General features: G+C 41.2%; 32 protein-coding genes and 1 pseudogene. All 33 read right to left on the bottom strand.

Annotated elements, in window-relative coordinates:
• Positions 1 to 138: 138 nt before the first annotated feature.
• On the bottom strand, positions 139 to 501 hold the full coding sequence (rplQ, locus tag QLQ22_RS00890) for a 50S ribosomal protein L17 (RefSeq protein WP_070875214.1): 363 nt from the start codon (positions 499 to 501) through the stop codon (positions 139 to 141).
• A gap of 80 nt (positions 502 to 581) precedes the next feature.
• Complete coding sequence (locus tag QLQ22_RS00885; protein ID WP_070875215.1) at positions 582 to 1,526, bottom strand: DNA-directed RNA polymerase subunit alpha; 945 nt, start codon at positions 1,524 to 1,526, stop codon at positions 582 to 584.
• A gap of 186 nt (positions 1,527 to 1,712) precedes the next feature.
• Positions 1,713 to 2,102, bottom strand: coding sequence for a 30S ribosomal protein S11 (gene rpsK, locus QLQ22_RS00880; protein ID WP_029282777.1), 390 nt, complete (start codon positions 2,100 to 2,102; stop codon positions 1,713 to 1,715).
• Positions 2,103 to 2,123: 21 nt separating this feature from the next.
• Positions 2,124 to 2,489 carry a 30S ribosomal protein S13 gene (gene rpsM / locus QLQ22_RS00875; RefSeq protein ID WP_070875216.1) on the bottom strand — a complete coding sequence of 122 codons (366 nt, stop codon included), beginning with the start codon at positions 2,487 to 2,489 and terminating at the stop codon, positions 2,124 to 2,126.
• A 23-nt stretch (positions 2,490 to 2,512) separates the two neighbouring features.
• Positions 2,513 to 2,626 carry a 50S ribosomal protein L36 gene (gene rpmJ / locus QLQ22_RS00870; RefSeq protein WP_003156543.1) on the bottom strand — a complete coding sequence of 38 codons (114 nt, stop codon included), beginning with the start codon at positions 2,624 to 2,626 and terminating at the stop codon, positions 2,513 to 2,515.
• A 32-nt stretch (positions 2,627 to 2,658) separates the two neighbouring features.
• Positions 2,659 to 2,877 (bottom strand): translation initiation factor IF-1, encoded by a 219-nt coding sequence (gene infA, locus QLQ22_RS00865; protein WP_070875217.1) that lies wholly within the window; start codon positions 2,875 to 2,877, stop codon positions 2,659 to 2,661.
• A pseudogene (locus tag QLQ22_RS00860) lies at positions 2,855 to 3,189 on the bottom strand (KOW domain-containing RNA-binding protein). Before QLQ22_RS00860 ends, infA begins: the two are co-directional and overlap by 23 nt.
• A 17-nt stretch (positions 3,190 to 3,206) precedes the next feature.
• Positions 3,207 to 3,953: a type I methionyl aminopeptidase gene (map, locus tag QLQ22_RS00855; protein WP_223438948.1), complete on the bottom strand. Its 747-nt coding sequence runs from the start codon at positions 3,951 to 3,953 to the stop codon at positions 3,207 to 3,209.
• Positions 3,950 to 4,603 (bottom strand): adenylate kinase, encoded by a 654-nt coding sequence (locus tag QLQ22_RS00850; protein ID WP_223438947.1) that lies wholly within the window; start codon positions 4,601 to 4,603, stop codon positions 3,950 to 3,952. The genes map and QLQ22_RS00850 overlap by 4 nt, the downstream gene beginning before the upstream one ends.
• Positions 4,604 to 4,659: 56 nt before the next feature.
• A complete protein-coding gene (gene secY, locus QLQ22_RS00845) occupies positions 4,660 to 5,955 on the bottom strand; it encodes a preprotein translocase subunit SecY (RefSeq protein ID WP_223438946.1) in 1,296 nt (431 codons plus the stop codon).
• Positions 5,955 to 6,395 (bottom strand): 50S ribosomal protein L15, encoded by a 441-nt coding sequence (rplO, locus tag QLQ22_RS00840; RefSeq protein WP_223438945.1) that lies wholly within the window; start codon positions 6,393 to 6,395, stop codon positions 5,955 to 5,957. Before rplO ends, secY begins: the two co-directional genes overlap by 1 nt.
• A 31-nt stretch (positions 6,396 to 6,426) precedes the next feature.
• Positions 6,427 to 6,609 (bottom strand): 50S ribosomal protein L30, encoded by a 183-nt coding sequence (rpmD, locus tag QLQ22_RS00835; RefSeq protein ID WP_101569366.1) that lies wholly within the window; start codon positions 6,607 to 6,609, stop codon positions 6,427 to 6,429.
• Between the two features lie 13 nt (positions 6,610 to 6,622).
• Positions 6,623 to 7,123, bottom strand: a complete 501-nt coding sequence (gene rpsE / locus QLQ22_RS00830; RefSeq protein WP_029282798.1) for a 30S ribosomal protein S5 — start codon at positions 7,121 to 7,123, stop codon at positions 6,623 to 6,625.
• 23 nt (positions 7,124 to 7,146) lie between these two features.
• A complete protein-coding gene (rplR, locus tag QLQ22_RS00825) occupies positions 7,147 to 7,509 on the bottom strand; it encodes a 50S ribosomal protein L18 (protein ID WP_284015813.1) in 363 nt (120 codons plus the stop codon).
• Positions 7,510 to 7,542: 33 nt separating this feature from the next.
• Positions 7,543 to 8,079, bottom strand: coding sequence for a 50S ribosomal protein L6 (rplF, locus tag QLQ22_RS00820; RefSeq protein ID WP_223438944.1), 537 nt, complete (start codon positions 8,077 to 8,079; stop codon positions 7,543 to 7,545).
• 30 nt (positions 8,080 to 8,109) lie between these two features.
• Complete coding sequence (gene rpsH, locus QLQ22_RS00815) at positions 8,110 to 8,508, bottom strand: 30S ribosomal protein S8 (protein ID WP_029282804.1); 399 nt, start codon at positions 8,506 to 8,508, stop codon at positions 8,110 to 8,112.
• Positions 8,509 to 8,540: 32 nt separating this feature from the next.
• Positions 8,541 to 8,726: a 30S ribosomal protein S14 gene (rpsN, locus tag QLQ22_RS00810; protein ID WP_010285078.1), complete on the bottom strand. Its 186-nt coding sequence runs from the start codon at positions 8,724 to 8,726 to the stop codon at positions 8,541 to 8,543.
• 21 nt (positions 8,727 to 8,747) lie between these two features.
• Positions 8,748 to 9,287 carry a 50S ribosomal protein L5 gene (gene rplE, locus QLQ22_RS00805; RefSeq protein ID WP_029282808.1) on the bottom strand — a complete coding sequence of 180 codons (540 nt, stop codon included), beginning with the start codon at positions 9,285 to 9,287 and terminating at the stop codon, positions 8,748 to 8,750.
• A 24-nt stretch (positions 9,288 to 9,311) separates the two neighbouring features.
• Positions 9,312 to 9,623 (bottom strand): 50S ribosomal protein L24, encoded by a 312-nt coding sequence (gene rplX / locus QLQ22_RS00800; protein WP_070875224.1) that lies wholly within the window; start codon positions 9,621 to 9,623, stop codon positions 9,312 to 9,314.
• 39 nt (positions 9,624 to 9,662) lie between these two features.
• Positions 9,663 to 10,031 (bottom strand): 50S ribosomal protein L14, encoded by a 369-nt coding sequence (gene rplN, locus QLQ22_RS00795; RefSeq protein ID WP_223438943.1) that lies wholly within the window; start codon positions 10,029 to 10,031, stop codon positions 9,663 to 9,665.
• 38 nt (positions 10,032 to 10,069) lie between these two features.
• Complete coding sequence (gene rpsQ / locus QLQ22_RS00790; protein ID WP_070875226.1) at positions 10,070 to 10,336, bottom strand: 30S ribosomal protein S17; 267 nt, start codon at positions 10,334 to 10,336, stop codon at positions 10,070 to 10,072.
• A 20-nt stretch (positions 10,337 to 10,356) separates the two neighbouring features.
• Positions 10,357 to 10,560, bottom strand: a complete 204-nt coding sequence (gene rpmC, locus QLQ22_RS00785) for a 50S ribosomal protein L29 (RefSeq protein ID WP_029282816.1) — start codon at positions 10,558 to 10,560, stop codon at positions 10,357 to 10,359.
• Positions 10,550 to 10,984 carry a 50S ribosomal protein L16 gene (gene rplP / locus QLQ22_RS00780; RefSeq protein ID WP_070875228.1) on the bottom strand — a complete coding sequence of 145 codons (435 nt, stop codon included), beginning with the start codon at positions 10,982 to 10,984 and terminating at the stop codon, positions 10,550 to 10,552. Before rplP ends, rpmC begins: the two co-directional genes overlap by 11 nt.
• A 1-nt stretch (position 10,985) precedes the next feature.
• Positions 10,986 to 11,642, bottom strand: a complete 657-nt coding sequence (gene rpsC / locus QLQ22_RS00775; RefSeq protein WP_223438942.1) for a 30S ribosomal protein S3 — start codon at positions 11,640 to 11,642, stop codon at positions 10,986 to 10,988.
• Positions 11,643 to 11,645: 3 nt separating this feature from the next.
• A complete protein-coding gene (rplV, locus tag QLQ22_RS00770; RefSeq protein ID WP_029282822.1) occupies positions 11,646 to 11,987 on the bottom strand; it encodes a 50S ribosomal protein L22 in 342 nt (113 codons plus the stop codon).
• A gap of 17 nt (positions 11,988 to 12,004) precedes the next feature.
• Entirely contained in the window at positions 12,005 to 12,283 is a 279-nt protein-coding gene (gene rpsS / locus QLQ22_RS00765) for a 30S ribosomal protein S19 (RefSeq protein ID WP_029282824.1), read from the bottom strand.
• 57 nt (positions 12,284 to 12,340) lie between these two features.
• Positions 12,341 to 13,171 (bottom strand): 50S ribosomal protein L2, encoded by an 831-nt coding sequence (rplB, locus tag QLQ22_RS00760; protein WP_101569376.1) that lies wholly within the window; start codon positions 13,169 to 13,171, stop codon positions 12,341 to 12,343.
• 29 nt (positions 13,172 to 13,200) lie between these two features.
• Positions 13,201 to 13,488: a 50S ribosomal protein L23 gene (rplW, locus tag QLQ22_RS00755; protein ID WP_070875231.1), complete on the bottom strand. Its 288-nt coding sequence runs from the start codon at positions 13,486 to 13,488 to the stop codon at positions 13,201 to 13,203.
• Positions 13,488 to 14,111, bottom strand: coding sequence for a 50S ribosomal protein L4 (rplD, locus tag QLQ22_RS00750; protein WP_223438941.1), 624 nt, complete (start codon positions 14,109 to 14,111; stop codon positions 13,488 to 13,490). Before rplD ends, rplW begins: the two co-directional genes overlap by 1 nt.
• A 27-nt stretch (positions 14,112 to 14,138) precedes the next feature.
• Positions 14,139 to 14,765: a 50S ribosomal protein L3 gene (gene rplC / locus QLQ22_RS00745; RefSeq protein WP_223438940.1), complete on the bottom strand. Its 627-nt coding sequence runs from the start codon at positions 14,763 to 14,765 to the stop codon at positions 14,139 to 14,141.
• A 42-nt stretch (positions 14,766 to 14,807) separates the two neighbouring features.
• Positions 14,808 to 15,116, bottom strand: coding sequence for a 30S ribosomal protein S10 (gene rpsJ / locus QLQ22_RS00740; protein ID WP_029282834.1), 309 nt, complete (start codon positions 15,114 to 15,116; stop codon positions 14,808 to 14,810).
• 342 nt (positions 15,117 to 15,458) lie between these two features.
• The gene (gene tuf, locus QLQ22_RS00735; RefSeq protein ID WP_223438939.1) at positions 15,459 to 16,649 is read right to left on the bottom strand and encodes an elongation factor Tu; all 1,191 of its coding nucleotides are present in this window, start codon (positions 16,647 to 16,649) and stop codon (positions 15,459 to 15,461) included.
• A 111-nt stretch (positions 16,650 to 16,760) separates the two neighbouring features.
• Complete coding sequence (fusA, locus tag QLQ22_RS00730) at positions 16,761 to 18,839, bottom strand: elongation factor G (protein ID WP_223438938.1); 2,079 nt, start codon at positions 18,837 to 18,839, stop codon at positions 16,761 to 16,763.
• Positions 18,840 to 18,879 lie beyond the last annotated feature (40 nt).

Below are 18,879 nucleotides of genomic sequence, written 5' to 3'. Positions count from 1 at the left end.
ACTCTTCTATTCTCTCTCTGCTCACACTTAGATTGCCCCTTCATTCTATGAATAGAATAAAGGGGCTTTAAGTGTATAAAAAAAGGGCATAGATCCAGTTTCTAAAAACTGACCCGCCCTTGGAGTAACTAAATATAATTAAACTAATTCGATAATGACCATTGGTGCTCCGTCGCCGCGGCGAGGTCCAAGTTTCATTATGCGAGTGTATCCACCTTGACGCTCTGTATAACGTGGTGCGATATCACCGAATAGTTTTTGAAGTGCATTTTGCGTGCCTTCTTCGTTTGCTACCTCGTTACGGATGTAAGCAGCAGCTTGGCGGCGGGCATGAAGATCCCCACGTTTACCTAAAGTAATCATTTTTTCTACAGTTGAACGTAATTCTTTCGCACGCGCCTCAGTAGTTTCAATGCGCTCGCTGATAATTAAATCTGTAGTTAGATCACGAAGTAACGCTTTACGTTGAGCACTTGTACGTCCTAATTTTCTGTAAGGCATTATGTGTTCCCTCCTTCGTTTAATACTGTATGTTAATTTTAGAAACACGCGAAAACGCTAGTTAACTTGTTAACTAGTCGTCAGTCGTCTTTACGAAGACCTAAGCCAAGTTCTTCTAGTTTCGCTTTAACTTCTTCCAAAGATTTACGACCTAAGTTACGAACTTTCATCATGTCTTCTTCTGTTTTATGAGCAAGCTCCTGTACAGTGTTGATGCCTGCACGTTTTAAACAGTTATAAGAACGAACTGACAAATCCAATTCTTCGATCGTCATTTCTAAAACTTTTTCTTTTTGGTCCTCTTCCTTTTCCACCATAATCTCAGCGTTTTGAGCTTCATCAGTAAGCCCAACGAAGATATTAAGGTGTTCAGTCAGAATCTTTGCACCAAGTGCAATAGCTTCTTTTGGACCTGTGCTTCCGTCTGTCCACACATCAAAAGTAAGTTTATCATAGTTCGACACTTGACCTACACGTGTATTTTCAACTTGATAAGACACGCGGGATACAGGTGTGAAAATAGAATCGATTGGGATAACGCCAATTGGCTGATCTTCTCTTTTGTTTGCATCAGCCGGAGTATATCCGCGTCCACGCTTCGCAGTCAATCTCATACGGAAATGTGCACCCTTCGCTAATGTAGCAATATGAAGGTCCGGATTTAGAATTTCAACATCACTGTCGTGAGTAATATCTGCAGCCGTTACAACTCCTTCATCCTGTACGTCAATCTCAAGCGTTTTTTCTTCCTCAGAGTAGATTTTAAGAGCAAGCTTTTTAATGTTTAAGATGATTGTTGTAACATCTTCAACAACGCCTTCAATTGTAGAGAATTCATGGAGTACACTATCTATCTGGATTGATGTTACAGCGGCACCAGGGAGTGAGGATAAGAGAATACGACGTAAGGAGTTACCCAAAGTAGTACCATATCCACGCTCGAGTGGTTCGACGACGAATTTACCGTACTTGGCATCGTCGCTGATTTCAACCGTTTCGATTTTTGGTTTTTCAATTTCTATCATCTATAAACCCTCCTTCAAAACGTCGAAACCCCGGCTAGACAAATATTTTGCATTTAGGTGTGTCTAACCGAAATTCCCCATTATAAAGTCCCGAATGTGCACAACAACAGAATAGTCATTTCTGCGAGAACTTTTTACTGTATCATAACCCATTATTGACAGGGATACAAAATCTATACAGAAAATTTATACACGACGACGTTTTGGCGGACGGCATCCGTTATGTGGAACCGGAGTAACGTCTCTGATAGCTGTTACTTCTAGACCAGCAGCTTGAAGTGCACGGATTGCAGCTTCACGGCCTGCACCTGGTCCTTTAACAGTTACTTCAAGAGTTTTCATACCGTGTTCAATTGATCCTTTAGCTGCAGCTTCAGCAGCCATTTGTGCAGCAAATGGAGTTGATTTACGTGATCCTCTGAATCCCAGTGAACCTGCACTTGACCAAGAAAGAGCGTTACCATGTACGTCTGTAATAGTAACAATCGTGTTGTTAAATGTTGAACGAATATGAGCGATACCAGCCTCAATATTCTTTTTTACGCGACGCTTACGAGTGTTCGTTTTACGAGCCATTGTGGGTTAACCTCCTTTACCTTATTTTTTCTTGTTCGCAACCGTACGACGAGGTCCTTTACGAGTACGAGCGTTATTTTTGGTATTTTGACCACGAACAGGTAAACTGCGACGATGACGCAAACCGCGGAAACTGCCGATCTCAATCAGACGTTTGATGTTTAAAGAAACTTCACGACGAAGGTCTCCTTCAACTTTCAGCTTGTCTACGATATCACGAATTTTACCTAATTCTTCTTCTGTTAAGTCACGCACACGTGTATCTTCAGAAACACCAGCCTCAGCTAGTACTTTTTCAGCAGTTGGACGACCAATACCGAAAACGTAAGTTAATGAAATAACAACGCGTTTGTCACGAGGAATATCTACACCAGCAATACGAGCCATTTAAAGCTGCACCTCCTTTAGTTTTAGCCTTGTTTTTGTTTATGTTTTGGATTTTCACAAATTACCATTACTTTGCCTTTTCTGCGAATAACTTTGCATTTCTCACAGATTGGTTTAACCGATGGTCTTACCTTCATGATTTCTCTTACCTCCTTAGTTGCGGAGTGTTTTATTTAAAACGGTACGTAATTCTGCCACGAGATAGATCATATGGTGATAATTCTACCGTAACTTTGTCTCCAGGTAAAATACGAATAAAATGCATGCGGATTTTTCCAGATACATGCGCTAAAACCGTATGACCGTTCTCAAGCTCAACTTTGAACATTGCATTTGGCAATGTCTCCTGTACAGTACCCTCTACTTCAATTACATCGTCTTTCGCCATTCACTTTTCTCCCTTCTTCAAATCAGCAACTTGCTCATTGACAAACTTTGTTAAGGCAAACCGAAGTTTCCCGTTTGTCACACGACCTGTTTCATATATACTGTTCTGAACTTCCGGAGATACGCAATCAATAAATTCTAGATGATTAACATTCTTCTTTTTCGGGGAGTGAAACAATCGATTCTCTCCATCAGCTATTAAAACGAATCGTTCATCGAGAATTCTGATCACAACAGCATATTGTCCAGCTTCTCTGCCTTCAGTAATATGGACAAACTGACCTATGCGCGGACTCGATTCGGCTTCGTTCAAACAATATCACCTTCGGATCAGGCTTTAGTTAAAATTTCATAGCCAGTTTCAGTAATAGCAATTGTATGTTCAAAATGAGCACACATCTTGCGGTCTTGCGTAACAACTGTCCAGTTGTCAGAAAGAGTTCTTACATAACGGCTGCCGGCATTAACCATTGGCTCAATTGCCAAGACCATGCCTGGTTTTAACCTCGGACCTTTGTTTGGCGGACCATAATGCGGAATCTGCGGATCTTCATGTAAATCCTGTCCAACGCCGTGTCCAACATATTCCCGAACGACCGAGAATTGATGCTGTTCAACATACGTCTGAATAGCGTGTGATATATTGGATAGTCTCTCGCCAGGCTTTGCTTCAGCAAGCCCTTTGTACAAGGATTCCTCCGTTACTTCAAGAAGTCTTTCGGATTCCTCAGAGATTTTTCCAACAGGATATGTCCAAGCAGAGTCACCATGATAGCCATTATATTTAGCACCAATATCAATGCTGATAATGTCTCCTTCACGCAATACTCGATCTCCAGGTATTCCGTGAACGAGCTCCTCATTCACTGAAGCACAAATGCTCCCGCGAAAACCATTATAACCTTTAAAAGATGGAATTGCATTGCTTCCGCGTATAAACTTTTCGGCAATTACATCCAGTTCTTTTGTAGTAATTCCAGGCTGTATATGTTTTTGGAGTTCCTGGTGGGTCAATGCGACAATGCGACCAGCTTCACGCATGATTTCAATTTCACGTGGAGTCTTACAAATGATCATTCACCTAATCCTCCAAGCAGCTCATTAACGTCAACGAAAACCTGCTTAATGTCCTGTTGTCCATTAATATTACGCAAATATCCTTTTTCTTCATAGAAATTCAGCAAAGGTTGTGTCTGTTTGAGATTCACTTCAAGTCTGTTTGCAACAGTCTCTTCGTTATCATCTTCTCTTTGGTAAAGCTCTCCGCCACATTTGTCGCAGATTCCTTCAGCCGCAGGAGGGTTGAAAACGAGATGATATGTTGATCCGCATTTTTTACAAATACGGCGACCTGTAAGACGCTCCATAAGGATGTCTTTATCAACCTCGATGTTAATGACATAATCAATTTTTCTATTAAGATCTGACAGAATTCCTTCTAAAGCTTCAGCTTGAGCAACTGTGCGCGGGAAACCGTCTAAGAGGAAACCTTTTTCACAATCATTCTTGCCCAATCTCTCACGGACGATACCAATTGTTACTTCATCAGGAACAAGTGCACCCTGATCCATGAAGGATTTTGCTTTAAGACCTAATTCTGTTTCACCTTTAATAGCAGCTCTGAACATATCCCCTGTTGAGATATGAGGGACTTCATATTTTTCAACGATTCGTTCTGCCTGTGTGCCTTTTCCGGCTCCTGGCAGACCCATAAGAACTAAATTCAAGAATATTACCCCCCTCAGTCTCTATTTAGAAGGAAAGGGACCCAAGTCCCATAACCTTACTGTTTAATGAATCCTTTGTAATGACGCTTAACAAGCTGACTTTCAAGTTGTTTCATCGTTTCAAGAGCAACCCCTACTACGATCAACAAGCTCGTTCCGCCAATCTGTGCAGAAGCTGGCAAGTTAGCGAACTTAATAAAGAATACAGGAAGAACTGAGATAGCTGCTAAGAAAAGAGAACCAACAAACGTCAGTCTGTATAGAATTTTTGTCAAATATTCTTGCGTATTTTTACCAGGGCGAATGCCTGGAATATATCCGCCTTGCTTTTTCAGATTCTCTGACATTTGTTCCGGATTAACCTGAACGAATGCATAGAAATAAGTGAAAGCAATAATTAGAGCAACATAGACTACCATGCCGATTGGCTGTGTATAGTCAAACGTTTTTTGAATCCAGTCTGTAACATCATTGGACCCAAAGAATGATGCAATCGTTGGCGGTGTAATAATGAACGAAACCGCAAAGATGACAGGGATTACGCCAGCCGGGTTCACTTTAAGCGGAAGGTGAGTAGACTGACCTTTCGCCGGTGCACGACCTGCTGAGTTCTTCGCATATTGAATAGGAATCTTGCGAAGCGCCTGCTGAATGAAGATAACTCCAACTATTATTGCGATTATCGCTAAAACTATCAGCGCAACTTTTACAATATTCAAGAAAAGCTGATCTCCAGCGTCCTGGAATTGTTGTGCATAGATTTGGTTAAGAGTTGTAGGGATTCCTGCTGCAATCCCTGCAAAGATGATAATGGAAATACCATTGCCAACACCTCTAGAGGTAATTTGCTCTCCTAACCACATTAAAAAAGCAGTACCTGCTGTTAAGACAACTGCAATTAAAAGGTACGTTGTAATACCTGGGTTTTCAATTAATAATCCCCCAGCGAGATTATTAAAACCATAAGACATACCCAACGCTTGGATGAAACCTAGTACAATCGTAAAATATCTAGTGAATTGTGCTAGTTTACGACGGCCAACTTCACCTTGCTTTGACCACTCAGTAAATTTCGGCACAACATCCATCTGCAAAAGCTGCACGATAATGGATGCTGTAATGTAAGGCATAATTCCCATCGCGAGGATAGAGAAGTTATACAGTGCACCACCGCCGAACGTGTTAAGAATTCCGAAAACATTCATTTCATCCTGAGCCTTTAAAACGTCAGCGTTGACGTTAGGCACAGGGATGAAAGTACCGATGCGAAATATAATTAACATTAAAAGGGTGAACAAGATTTTATTGCGGATATCACCCACGCGCATAAAATTGGAGATTGTCTTAAACATTAAATCACCTCAGCTGAACCGCCAGCAGCTTCAATAGCTTCTTTAGCAGATGCAGAGAATTTGTTAGCTTTTACAGTAAGCTTTTTCTCAAGCTTGCCGTCGCCAAGTACTTTCACGCCTGATCTTACTTTGCTGATCATGCCAGCTTCAAGTAAAAGTTCAGTTGTTACTTCAGTACCGTCTTCAAAAAGATTTAATTTGTCTAAGCTCACGATCGCGTAATCTTTACGGTTGATGTTCGTAAATCCGCGTTTAGGCAGACGACGGAATAAAGGAGTTTGACCACCTTCGAATCCAGGGCGAACACCGCCGCCAGAACGAGCGTTTTGTCCTTTATGACCTTTACCAGACGTTTTACCGTTACCAGAACCTGTACCACGGCCAACACGATTGCGTGTTTTGCGTGACCCTTCTGCTGGTTTTAATTCATGAAGTTTCATCGGGACACCTCCTTGATATTAGAGATCTATATTATTGTTCTTTAACTGTAACCAGATGTGATACTTTACCGATCATGCCGCGAATAGCAGCATTATCATCAAGTACAACAGTTTGATGCATTTTTTTAAGACCTAGTGTTTTAACAGTAATACGTTGGTCTTCTGGGCGACCAATTACACTACGAGTGAGGGTAATCGCTAATTTGTTTGCCATCATGTTTCCCTCCTTATCCTAACAATTCTTCAACCGACTTGCCACGTAGCTTCGCAACTTCATCAGCGCGTTTAAGTTCTGTTAATCCAGAAATTGTAGCACGAATCATGTTAATTGGAGTGTTAGAACCTAGTGATTTTGACAAGATGTCACTAACTCCTGCTAATTCTAGTACCGCACGAACAGGACCACCAGCGATAACGCCAGTACCTTCAGATGCAGGTTTTAAAAGGATGTTTCCAGCACCGAATCTTCCGATGACTTGGTGAGGAATAGTAGTACCAACCATAGGTACTTCAACAAGATTTTTCTTTGCGTCTTCGATCGCTTTGCGAATCGCTTCTGGCACTTCTTGTGCTTTACCAGTACCGAAACCTACATGACCGTTTTTGTCGCCGACAACTACTAATGCAGCAAAGCGGAAACGACGTCCACCTTTAACTACTTTAGCTACACGGTTTACGGTAACAACGCGTTCTTCAAGCTCTAATTTGTTTGGTTCAATACGACCCATTCTCTGTGTCCCTCCTTTTTTTATTAAAATTCTAATCCAGCTTCGCGAGCAGCTTCAGCCAAAGCTTTTACACGACCATGGTATAAGTAACCCCCGCGGTCAAATACAACAGATTTAACACCTTTTTCAATCGCACGCTTAGCAACTAATTCGCCAACTTTTTGAGCTGCATCGATATTAGCTTTTGCGTCAAGATTAAGATCTTTATCTAAAGTAGAAGCACTTGCAATTGTAACTGATTGAAGATCGTCAATTACTTGAGCATAGATGTGCTGATTAGAACGAAATACGTTTAAACGAGGACGAACAGTTGTTCCAGATAATTTCGCGCGAACACGGCCGTGTCTTTTCTTACGCACAACGTTTTTATCAAGTTTCGTAATCATCTAGGTCACTCCTTTCTTATCATCTAGGCGATATTACTTCGCTGTTTTACCTTCTTTACGACGTACATATTCACCTTCGTAGCGGATACCTTTGCCTTTATAAGGCTCTGGCGGACGAATAGCACGGATGTTTGAAGCGATAGCTCCAACACGTTCTTTATCAGTACCTTTTACGATAATTTTCGTATTTGATGGTACTTCAATTTCGATTCCTTGTTCAGGAACGATTTCTACAGGATGTGAGTATCCAACAGCTAGAACTAGCTTGTTGCCAGATTTAGTAGCACGGTAACCGACACCTACTAATTCAAGACCTTTTTCAAATCCTTTAGAAACGCCCTCAACCATGTTGCCTAAAAGGCTGCGAGTAGTACCGTGAAGAGCACGATGTTCTTTTTGATCAGAAGGACGTGTCACAGTAAGTACGTTATCTTCAACTTTAACGTTGATATCAGAGTTAAAAGTACGAGTTAATTCACCTTTAGGTCCTTTAACAGTTACAGTGCTTTCGTTGATCGCAACTGTTACACCAGCAGGGATTTCAAGTGGTTTTTTACCAATACGAGACATTCATGTACACCTCCATTCTATTTCAGGTTCTTACCAAACGTATGCTAGAACTTCTCCGCCAGCTTGCTTCGCACGAGCTTCTTTGTCAGTTAAGACACCTTGAGAAGTAGATACGATTGCAATTCCTAAACCGTTAAGTACACGTGGTACTTCGTTAGCTTTAGCGTAAACGCGTAATCCTGGCTTACTGATACGTTTCAAACCAGTGATAACACGCTCGTTGTTTGATCCGTATTTCAAGAAAATACGAATGATACCTTGTTTGTTATCTTCTACATATTCAACATCACGAACGAAACCTTCACGCTTAAGAATTTCAGCGATCTCTTTTTTCGCTTTAGATGCAGGAATTTCTAATTTTTCATGACGAACCATATTCGCGTTACGAATACGAGTAAGCATATCTGCAATTGGATCTGTCATTACCATATCAAAATTACCTCCTTCCCGATTATGGGGTATTACCAGCTAGCTTTTTTAACGCCTGGAATTTGACCTTTATATGCGAGTTCACGGAAACAAATACGGCAAAGTTTAAATTTGCGCAGAACTGAATGTGGACGACCACAGCGTTCGCAGCGAGTGTACTCTTGTACTTTAAACTTTTGAGTGCGTTTTTGTTTCGCAATCATTGACTTTTTAGCCACGTTTTCGCCTCCCTATTTCGATTATTTTTGGAATGGCATACCGAACTGAGTTAATAACTCACGAGATTCTTCGTCAGTGTTAGCAGTTGTAACGATAACGATGTCCATACCACGAACTTTTGATACTTTATCATAATCAATTTCAGGGAAGATTAATTGTTCTTTAACACCTAGTGTGTAGTTGCCGCGTCCGTCAAAAGACTTTTTAGAGATACCGCGGAAGTCACGTACACGTGGTAATGATACAGAAACTAATTTATCTAGGAATTCATACATACGCTCGCCGCGAAGAGTTACTTTCGCACCGATAGGCATGCCTTCACGCAGACGGAATCCTGCAATTGATTTTTTAGCTTTAGTGATAACCGGCTTTTGACCTGAGATAGTTGTTAACTCTTCAACAGCTGTGTCAAGAGCTTTTGAGTTAGATACTGCGTCACCAACACCCATGTTGATTACGATCTTCTCAAGCTTTGGAACTTGCATCACTGATTTATAGTTGAACTTGCTCATTAAAGCAGGTGTAATTTCTTTTTGATACTTTTCTTTAAGGCGGTTCATGCGAGGACCTCCCTTCCTTATTTACTATTTATCTAAAGTTTCACCAGATTTTGTTGCAACACGTACCTTTTTGCCATCAACCACTTTGAATCCAACACGAGTTGGTTCACCAGATTTAGGATCTAGTGGCATAACATTTGATACATGGATAGGTGCCTCTTGGCTGATAATTCCGCCTTGAGGATTTGATTGAGAAGGTTTTGAATGCTTCTTCATAATGTTGATGCCTTCAACAAGTACTCGGTCTTTCTTAGGGAAAGCAGCAAGAACAGTGCCTTGTTTACCTTTATCTTTACCTGAGATAACCATTACCTTATCACCTTTTTTTACATGCATCCTAGTCGCACCTCCTTAGTAAGGCTGTCTATTTTCGATTTATAATACTTCTGGAGCAAGAGAAACAATTTTCATAAAGTTATTTTCACGCAATTCACGTGCAACTGGTCCAAAGATACGAGTTCCGCGAGGGCTCTTGTCATCTTTAATGATTACACATGCATTTTCATCGAAGCGGATATAAGATCCGTCTTGACGGCGTGCACCACTTTTAGTGCGGACAATAACTGCTTTAACAACGTCACCTTTTTTAACAACGCCTCCTGGTGTTGCTTGTTTGACCGTACAAACAATTACATCACCAATATTAGCAGTTTTACGTCCAGATCCGCCAAGAACTTTAATAGTAAGAACTTCACGAGCACCGGAGTTGTCAGCAACTTTTAAACGGGATTCTTGTTGAATCATTTACGTTACCTCCCTTCGGAAAAATAATCCGAACAATATTAGATAATAACAGCTTCTTCAACAATTTCAACTAGACGGAAACGTTTAGTAGCTGATAAAGGGCGAGTTTCCATGATTTTCACTACATCGCCAACTTTAGCTTGGTTGTTCTCATCATGAGCTTTGAACTTTTTGGAGTATTTAACACGCTTGCCGTAAAGCGAATGCTTTTTATAAGTTTCGACAAGAACAGTGATCGTTTTATCCATTTTATCAGAAACTACACGTCCAGTGTAGACTTTGCGCTGGTTGTTGCGTTCACTCATTCTGCAACCTCCTCTCAGGATTATCGATTATTAGCAGCGATCTCTCTTTCAGTGATCACAGTTTTCATACGAGCGATCGATTTACGTACTTCACGAATGCGAGCAGTGTTTTCAAGTTGACCTGTCGCTAATTGGAAACGAAGGTTAAACAACTCTTCTTTAAGTGATTTTACTTTTTGTTCAATTTCAGCAGTGGTAAGATCACGAATTTCATTAGCTCTCATTTGATTCACCACCAATTTCCTCGCGTTTAACGAATTTTGTTTTGATTGGTAATTTGTGAGATGCAAGACGCAATGCTTCGCGTGCTACTTCTTCAGAAACACCAGCAATCTCAAACAAAACTTTTCCAGGTTTAACGACTGCTACCCAGCCTTCTGGAGCCCCTTTACCGGATCCCATACGTACCTCTAGAGGTTTCGCCGTATATGGCTTAGAAGGGAAAATTTTGATCCAGACTTTACCGCCACGTTTCATGTAACGAGTCATCGCAATACGAGCTGCCTCGATTTGACGATTTGTAATCCATGAAGCTTCTAGAGCTTGAATACCGAACTCACCGAAGTGAACTTCTGTACCGCCTTTAGCACGACCGCGCATTTTTCCACGGTGTTCTCTGCGATACTTAACGCGTTTTGGCAACAACATATTATTTTCCTCCTTCCTCTTTTTTCTTCTTAGTAGGAAGAACCTCTCCACGATAGATCCAAACTTTAACGCCTAATTTACCATAAGTAGTGTCAGCTTCAGCTGTACCATAGTCAATATCAGCACGAAGTGTGTGAAGTGGAACAGTTCCTTCACTGTAATGTTCAGAACGAGCGATATCAGCACCGCCAAGACGACCAGATACCATTGTTTTGATTCCTTGTGCACCAGCGCGCATAGCACGTTGAATTGTTTGCTTTTGAGCACGGCGGAAAGAAATACGGTTTTCTAATTGACGAGCGATGTTTTCAGCTACTAATTTAGCATCTAAATCAGCTCTTTTAATTTCAAGAATGTTGATGTGTACACGCTTGCCAGTTAATTGGTTAAGAGCTTTACGAAGTGCTTCAACTTCAGTACCGCCTTTACCGATTACCATACCTGGCTTAGCAGTGTGGATCGTAATGTTTACACGATTAGCAGCACGCTCAATTTCAATCTTTGAAACAGAAGCATCGCTTAAACGTTGGTTGATATATTCACGAACTTTGATGTCTTCGTGTAAAAGATTAGCATAATCTTTACCAGCGAACCATTTAGATTCCCAATCACGAATGACACCAATGCGAAGACCGACTGGATTTACCTTTTGACCCACGGATTATCCCTCCTTCTTTTCTGATACAACGATTGTAATGTGGCTCGTACGTTTGTTGATAGCACTAGCACGACCCATTGCGCGTGGACGGAAACGTTTTAGAGTTGGACCTTCGCCTACATAAGCTTCAGTTACAACCAAGTTGTTAATGTCCATTTCATAGTTGTGCTCTGCATTTGCCACAGCAGATTTTAGAACTTTTTCAATAATTGGAGAAGCAGTTTTCGGTGTGTGACGAAGAATCGCTACCGCTTCACCTATTTGCTTTCCTCGGATAAGATCAATTACTAAACGAGCTTTACGAGGAGCAATACGTACTGTTCTTGCAACGGCTTTAGCTTGCATTTAAAAGCCTCCTCTCATTAACGTCTTGTTTTTTTGTCGTCAGCTGCATGACCTTTATACGTACGTGTAGGTGCAAACTCACCGAGTTTGTGTCCTACCATATCTTCAGTAACGTATACAGGAACATGTTTGCGACCGTCATATACAGCGATCGTTTGACCGATGAATTGTGGGAAAATAGTAGAACGACGAGACCAAGTTTTGATCACTTGCTTTTTCTCTGACTCGTTTAACTTTTCAACTTTTTTGAATAAATGCTCATCTACGAATGGTCCTTTTTTCAAGCTACGGCCCATACTTGTACCTCCCTTCGCGATTGCGCTACGGTTCCTTCGAACCGTAGTACCATCACGTTATTTTTTACGACGACGTACGATGAATTTATCGGACTTATTGGATTTCTTGCGAGTTTTGTAACCAAGAGTTGGTTTACCCCAAGGAGTCATTGGAGACTTACGTCCGATTGGAGCACGACCTTCACCACCACCATGCGGGTGATCGTTAGGGTTCATTACAGAACCACGAACTGTAGGTCTGATGCCTAACCAGCGTGAACGTCCAGCTTTACCAATGTTGATAAGTTCATGCTGTTCATTTCCTACTTGACCAACTGTAGCGCGGCAAGTAGCAAGGATCATGCGAACTTCACCAGAAGTTAAACGAACTAATACGTATTTGCCTTCTTTACCAAGCACTTGTGCAGAAGTACCGGCAGAACGTACTAATTGTCCGCCTTTTCCAGGTTTTAATTCGATGTTGTGGATAACTGTACCTACTGGGATATTTTGAAGAGGAAGTGCATTTCCTACTTTAATATCAGCCTCAGGTCCAGAAACAACTTGTAAACCTACTTCTAGGTTTTTTGGAGCAAGGATATATCTTTTCTCACCATCTGCATAATTGATAAGTGCAATGTTTGCAGAACGGTTCGGATCATACTCGATTGTAGCAACGCGTCCTGGTATACCATCTTTATCGCGTTTAAAGTCGATAATACGGTATTGACGTTTGTGACCGCCGCCTTGATGACGTACAGTAATTTTACCTTGGTTGTTACGACCGCCTTTTCTGTGTACAGGCGCAAGTAATGACTTTTCTGGTTTGTTTGTTGTAATCTCAGCGAAATCAGAAACTGTCATGCCGCGACGACCATTTGAGGTTGGTTTGTACTTTTTAATCGCCATCTCGTTTCCCTCCTATCTTGAAAAATGTATTAGACTTCGAATAATTCGATTTCTTTGCTGTCAGCTGTTAATTTAACAACTGCTTTTTTACGCTTATTAGTAAGACCTGTATAACGACCTACACGCTTATATTTGCCTTTGTAGTTAAGTACGTTAACTTTCTCAACTTTTACGCCAAAGATCGCTTCGATAGCATCTTTAACTTGAGTTTTGTTAGCTTTAACGTCTACTTCAAACGTGTACTTTTTCTCAGTCATTAAGTCTGTTGAAAGTTCAGTGATTACGGGGCGCTTAATAATATCACGAGGATCTTTCATTATGCAAGCACCTCCTCTACTTTTTGCACCGCTGCTTTCGTAATAACAAGCTTCTCATGGTTAAGTACATCTAAAACGTTAATAGAATTAGCTGTAAGAACTGTAATGCCAGGGATGTTACGGGCTGATAATTCAACTGTTTCGTTTACATCAGCAGTAACGATCAATGCTTTCTTTTCAATAGAAAGACCTGTTAGAATAGAAGTCATTTCTTTTGTTTTAGGAGCATTCATTAGTAAGTCTTCTAATACTAATACGTTGTTTTCTTGTACTTTAGATGATAAAGCTGATTTGATCGCTAAACGGCGAACTTTTTTTGGTAATTTGTAAGCATAGCTGCGTGGTGTTGGACCGAATACGATACCACCGCCGCGCCATTGTGGTGAACGGATAGACCCTTGACGAGCACGTCCAGTGCCTTTTTGGCGCCAAGGTTTACGACCTCCGCCACTAACTTCTGAACGATTTTTAACTTTGTGATTTCCTTGACGTAAGGAAGCTCTTTGCATGATAACCGCTTCGAATAAAACGTGCTGATTAGGTTCGATACCAAATACAGAATCATTCAGTTCGATTTCACCAACGTTTGATCCGCTTTGGTTTAATAATGCTACTTTCGGCATTATCGAATTCCTCCTTTCTTGAAAAAATTATTTAGATTTAACGGCACTCTTTACTGTGATAAGTGCTTTTTTAGGTCCAGGTACATTTCCTTTGATCAATAGCAAGTTACGTTCAACGTCAACTTTGATGATCTCAAGGTTTTGAACAGTGATGCGCTCTCCGCCCATACGTCCTGGCAATAATTTGTTTTTGAATACACGGTTTGGAGCAACAGGACCCATTGAACCTGGGCGACGGTGGTAACGAGAACCATGTGACATCGGTCCGCGAGATTGGTTATGGCGTTTGATTGAGCCTTGGAAACCTTTACCTTTCGATATTCCTGTTACATCTACTACATCTCCAGTAGAGAAAATATCAACTTTGACTTCCTGACCAACTTCATACTCACCAGCTTCTCCGCGGAATTCCCTTACGAAGCGCTTAGGTGCAGTATTAGCTTTTGCAACGTGTCCTTTTGCAGGTTTGTTAGAAAGTTTGTCGCGTTTGTCTGAGAAACCAACTTGAACAGCTTCATAGCCGTCACTTTCAACAGTTTTCAATTGAAGAACCACGTTTCCAGTAGCCTCAATTACTGTTACCGGGATAAGGTCACCCTTTTCCGTAAATACTTGAGTCATACCAATTTTTTTACCTAAGATTCCTTTGGTCATTAGTCACACCTCCTATAATGTGTTATAAATCTATTTTTGAAATTAAAGTTTGATTTCAATGTCAACGCCTGACGGTAAGTCTAATCGCATTAATGCATCAACAGTTTGTGGTGTTGGGTTAATGATATCGATCAAACGTTTGTGCGTGCGCATTTCAAATTGCTCACGAGAATCTTTGTATTTGTGTACCGCACGAAGAATCGTATAAATCGATTTTTCAGTTGGCAACGGGATCGGACCAGAAACGTTAGCACCTGAACGTTTTGCTGTTTCAACGATCTTCTCAGCAGATTGATCAAGAATTCTGTGATCATATGCTTTCAAACGAATACGAATTTTTTGTTTTGCCATTATTTTCCCTCCTTTTCGCCTACTTTTAAAATAGACTTTCTCCGTAGAAATTTTCCGTACACTCGCCATGGCAAAGCGGCCGTGTGTATCGGCAACCTCCTACTTCATCGCAGTCAAAGACCAACATTGTCTATTATATAAAAAATCCGTGCCCAATGCAAGAAGAAAATAAAGTTTTTACTTTCTTGCGCACTTTTACTATTATACATACTTCATAGTCGTATGACAAGAGAATCAGCAGCTGGAAAATCTTTTTGCTGATTGGATAAAATACTTCTAATAGAAGAGATTTTTTCATATAAAAAAAGACGAGCATTAAAGCTCGTCTTTTTAAAAGTAGAATTACTCAGTGATCGTAGCTACGACACCAGCGCCTACTGTACGTCCGCCTTCACGGATTGAGAATTTAGTACCTTCTTCAATCGCGATTGGAGCAATTAGTTCAACAGTCATTTCGATGTTATCGCCAGGCATAACCATTTCAACGCCTTCTGGAAGTTGAATGATACCAGTTACATCCGTAGTACGGAAGTAGAACTGTGGGCGGTAGTTAGAGAAGAATGGAGTGTGACGTCCACCCTCTTCTTTTGAAAGAACGTAAACTTCTGATTTAAATTTAGTGTGTGGAGTGATTGTTTTTGGCTTAGCAAGAACTTGTCCACGTTGGATGTCTTCACGAGAAACCCCACGAAGAAGTGCACCGATGTTGTCGCCAGCTTCTGCATAGTCAAGAAGCTTACGGAACATTTCAACACCTGTTACAGTTGTAGATTTTGGCTCTTCAGTGAAGCCGATGATGTCGATAACATCTCCAACTTTAACTACGCCGCGCTCTACACGTCCTGTAGCAACTGTTCCACGACCAGTGATTGAGAATACATCCTCAACTGGCATCATGAAAGGTTTTTCAGTGTCACGAGCTGGAGTTGGGATGTACTCGTCAACTGCGTTCATAAGTTCAACGATTTTTTCTTCCCAAGCTGCGTCACCTTCAAGAGCTTTTAAAGCAGAACCTTTGATTACTGGAATGTCATCGCCAGGGAAGTCGTATTCAGAAAGAAGGTCACGAACTTCCATTTCAACTAATTCAAGTAACTCTTCGTCGTCTACCATGTCACATTTGTTCATGAATACAACTAGGTAAGGAACACCTACTTGACGAGAAAGAAGGATGTGCTCACGAGTTTGTGGCATTGGACCGTCAGAAGCAGAAACAACTAAGATTCCGCCGTCCATTTGAGCAGCACCAGTGATCATGTTTTTAACATAGTCAGCATGTCCTGGGCAGTCAACGTGTGCATAGTGACGAGTTTCAGTTTCGTACTCAACGTGTGCAGTTGAGATTGTGATTCCGCGCTCGCGCTCTTCTGGAGCAGCATCGATCATGTCGTATGCCATTGCAGCACCTTTACCGCTACGTTTAGCTAATACAGTTGTAATAGCAGCTGTTAAAGTTGTTTTACCGTGGTCAACGTGTCCAATTGTACCGATATTGGCATGCGTTTTGGAACGGTCGAATTTTTCTTTACCCATTCTAAATTCCTCCTTAGAGTCATGATTAATTATATAGATTGCAGAAAATGAAACTTGTCCACTTTCTATTCATACATAAGTAGTTATACTTCAATAAAAGGTGAAAATCAATTATTCACCTTTATTTTTTTTGATAATTTCTTCAGAAATTGATTTTGGAACCTCTTCGTAATGATCAAAATGCATTGAGAATGTTCCGCGGCCTTGAGTATTTGAACGTAACGCAGTTGCGTAGCCAAACATCTCAGAAAGTGGAACCATTGCACGTACAACTTGAGCATTTCCGCGTGCTTCCATACCCTCTACTCGTCCGCGACGAGAAGTGATATCACCCATGATATCTCCCATGTACTCATCAGGGATTACAACTTCAACCTTCATAACAGGCTCAAGGATAACAGGGTTACACTTAGATACAGCGTTTTTAAGAGCCATTGATGCAGCAATCTTAAACGCCATTTCACTAGAGTCAACATCATGGTAAGAACCGTCAACCAATGAAGCTTTAACATCGATTAGAGGGTAACCGGCAAGAACACCATTTTTCATAGAGTCTTCTAGGCCAGCTCCAACAGCTGGGATGTATTCACGAGGAACTACACCACCGACGATTTTGTTGTGGAACTCAAAGCCTTTTCCTTCTTCGTTTGGTTCGAATTCGATCCAAACGTGTCCGAATTGACCGCGACCACCAGATTGACGTGCGAACTTACCTTCAACCTTTGCAGATCCGCGGAAAGTTTCACGATATGCAACCTGAGGAGCACCAACGTTAGCCTCTACTTTAAATTCACGTCTCATACGGTCAACAATGATATCAAGGTGAAGTTCACCCATACCAGAGATGATCGTTTGACCAGTTTCAGTATCAGTATGTGCTTTGAAAGTTGGATCTTCTTCAGAAAGCTTCGTCAACGCTGTAGACATTTTGTCTTGGTCAGCTTTTGATTTTGGCTCAACAGATAAAGAGATAACTGGTTCTGGGAAATCCATTGATTCCAAGATAACAAGACTCTTTTCATCACATAGAGTGTCACCAGTAGTAGTATCTTTAAGACCTACTGCAGCAGCGATGTCTCCAGCATATACAGTTGAGATTTCCTCACGAGAGTTAGCATGCATTTGCAGGATACGTCCTACACGCTCACGCTTGCCTTTCGTTGAGTTTTGTACGTAAGATCCAGAGTTAAGAACACCTGAATATACGCGGAAGAAAGTTAATTTCCCAACATAAGGGTCAGTCATAACTTTGAAAGCAAGAGCTGAGAATGGACCCTCATCGCTTGATTCACGAGTTACTTCTTCTTCTGTGTCAGGAGTGATACCTTTGATTGAAGGTACATCAAGTGGTGATGGCAGGTAATCAAGAACTGCGTCAAGCATTAACTGTACACCCTTGTTTTTAAATGCAGAACCACAGATAACTGGGTAGAACTCTACATTTACTGTACCTTTACGGATTCCAGCTTTCAATTCATCGATTGTAAGCTCTTCACCTTCAAGGTATTTCATCATAAGCTCTTCGTCAAGTTCCGCTACAGCTTCTACAAGCTTTCCGCGCCACTCTTCAGCAAGCTCTTTGTACTCATCAGGAATTTCTTTTGCTTCTGAACGAGTACCAAGGTCATCTTCATAGAAGTATGCTACGTTATCTACTAAGTCGATGATCCCTTCAAACTCATCTTCAGCACCGATTGGAAGCTGAATTGGATGAGCGTTTGCTTCAAGACGGTCATGCAATGTTTTTACAGAGTATAAGAAATCCGCACCGATTTTATCCATTTTGTTAACGAATACTACACGCGGTACTCCGTAAGTTGTTGCCTGGCGCCATACTGTTTCAGTTTGTGGCTCAACACCTGATTGTGCATCAAGTACTGCTACTGCACCATCAAGTACACGTAAAGAACGTTCAACTTCAACTGTGAAGTCTACGTGTCCCGGTGTATCGATGATGTTTACGCGATGACCCTTCCACTGAGCAGTTGTAGCAGCAGAAGTGATAGTGATACCACGTTCTTGCTCTTGCTCCATCCAGTCCATTTGAGAAGCACCTTCATGTGTTTCACCAATTTTATGGATACGTCCAGTGTAGAATAATACACGTTCAGTAGTAGTCGTTTTACCGGCATCGATGTGAGCCATGATGCCGATATTACGAGTTTTATCTAAGGAGAACTCTCTTGCCATTTGGTTTTTTCTCCTTCCTATTATAAGGATTATTATATTT

It is taken from the genome of Metabacillus hrfriensis (genome assembly GCF_030127205.1).
Classification (GTDB): domain Bacteria; phylum Bacillota; class Bacilli; order Bacillales; family Bacillaceae; genus Bacillus_P; species Bacillus_P dongyingensis.
This window is presented reverse-complemented; position numbering and strand designations above follow the sequence as displayed.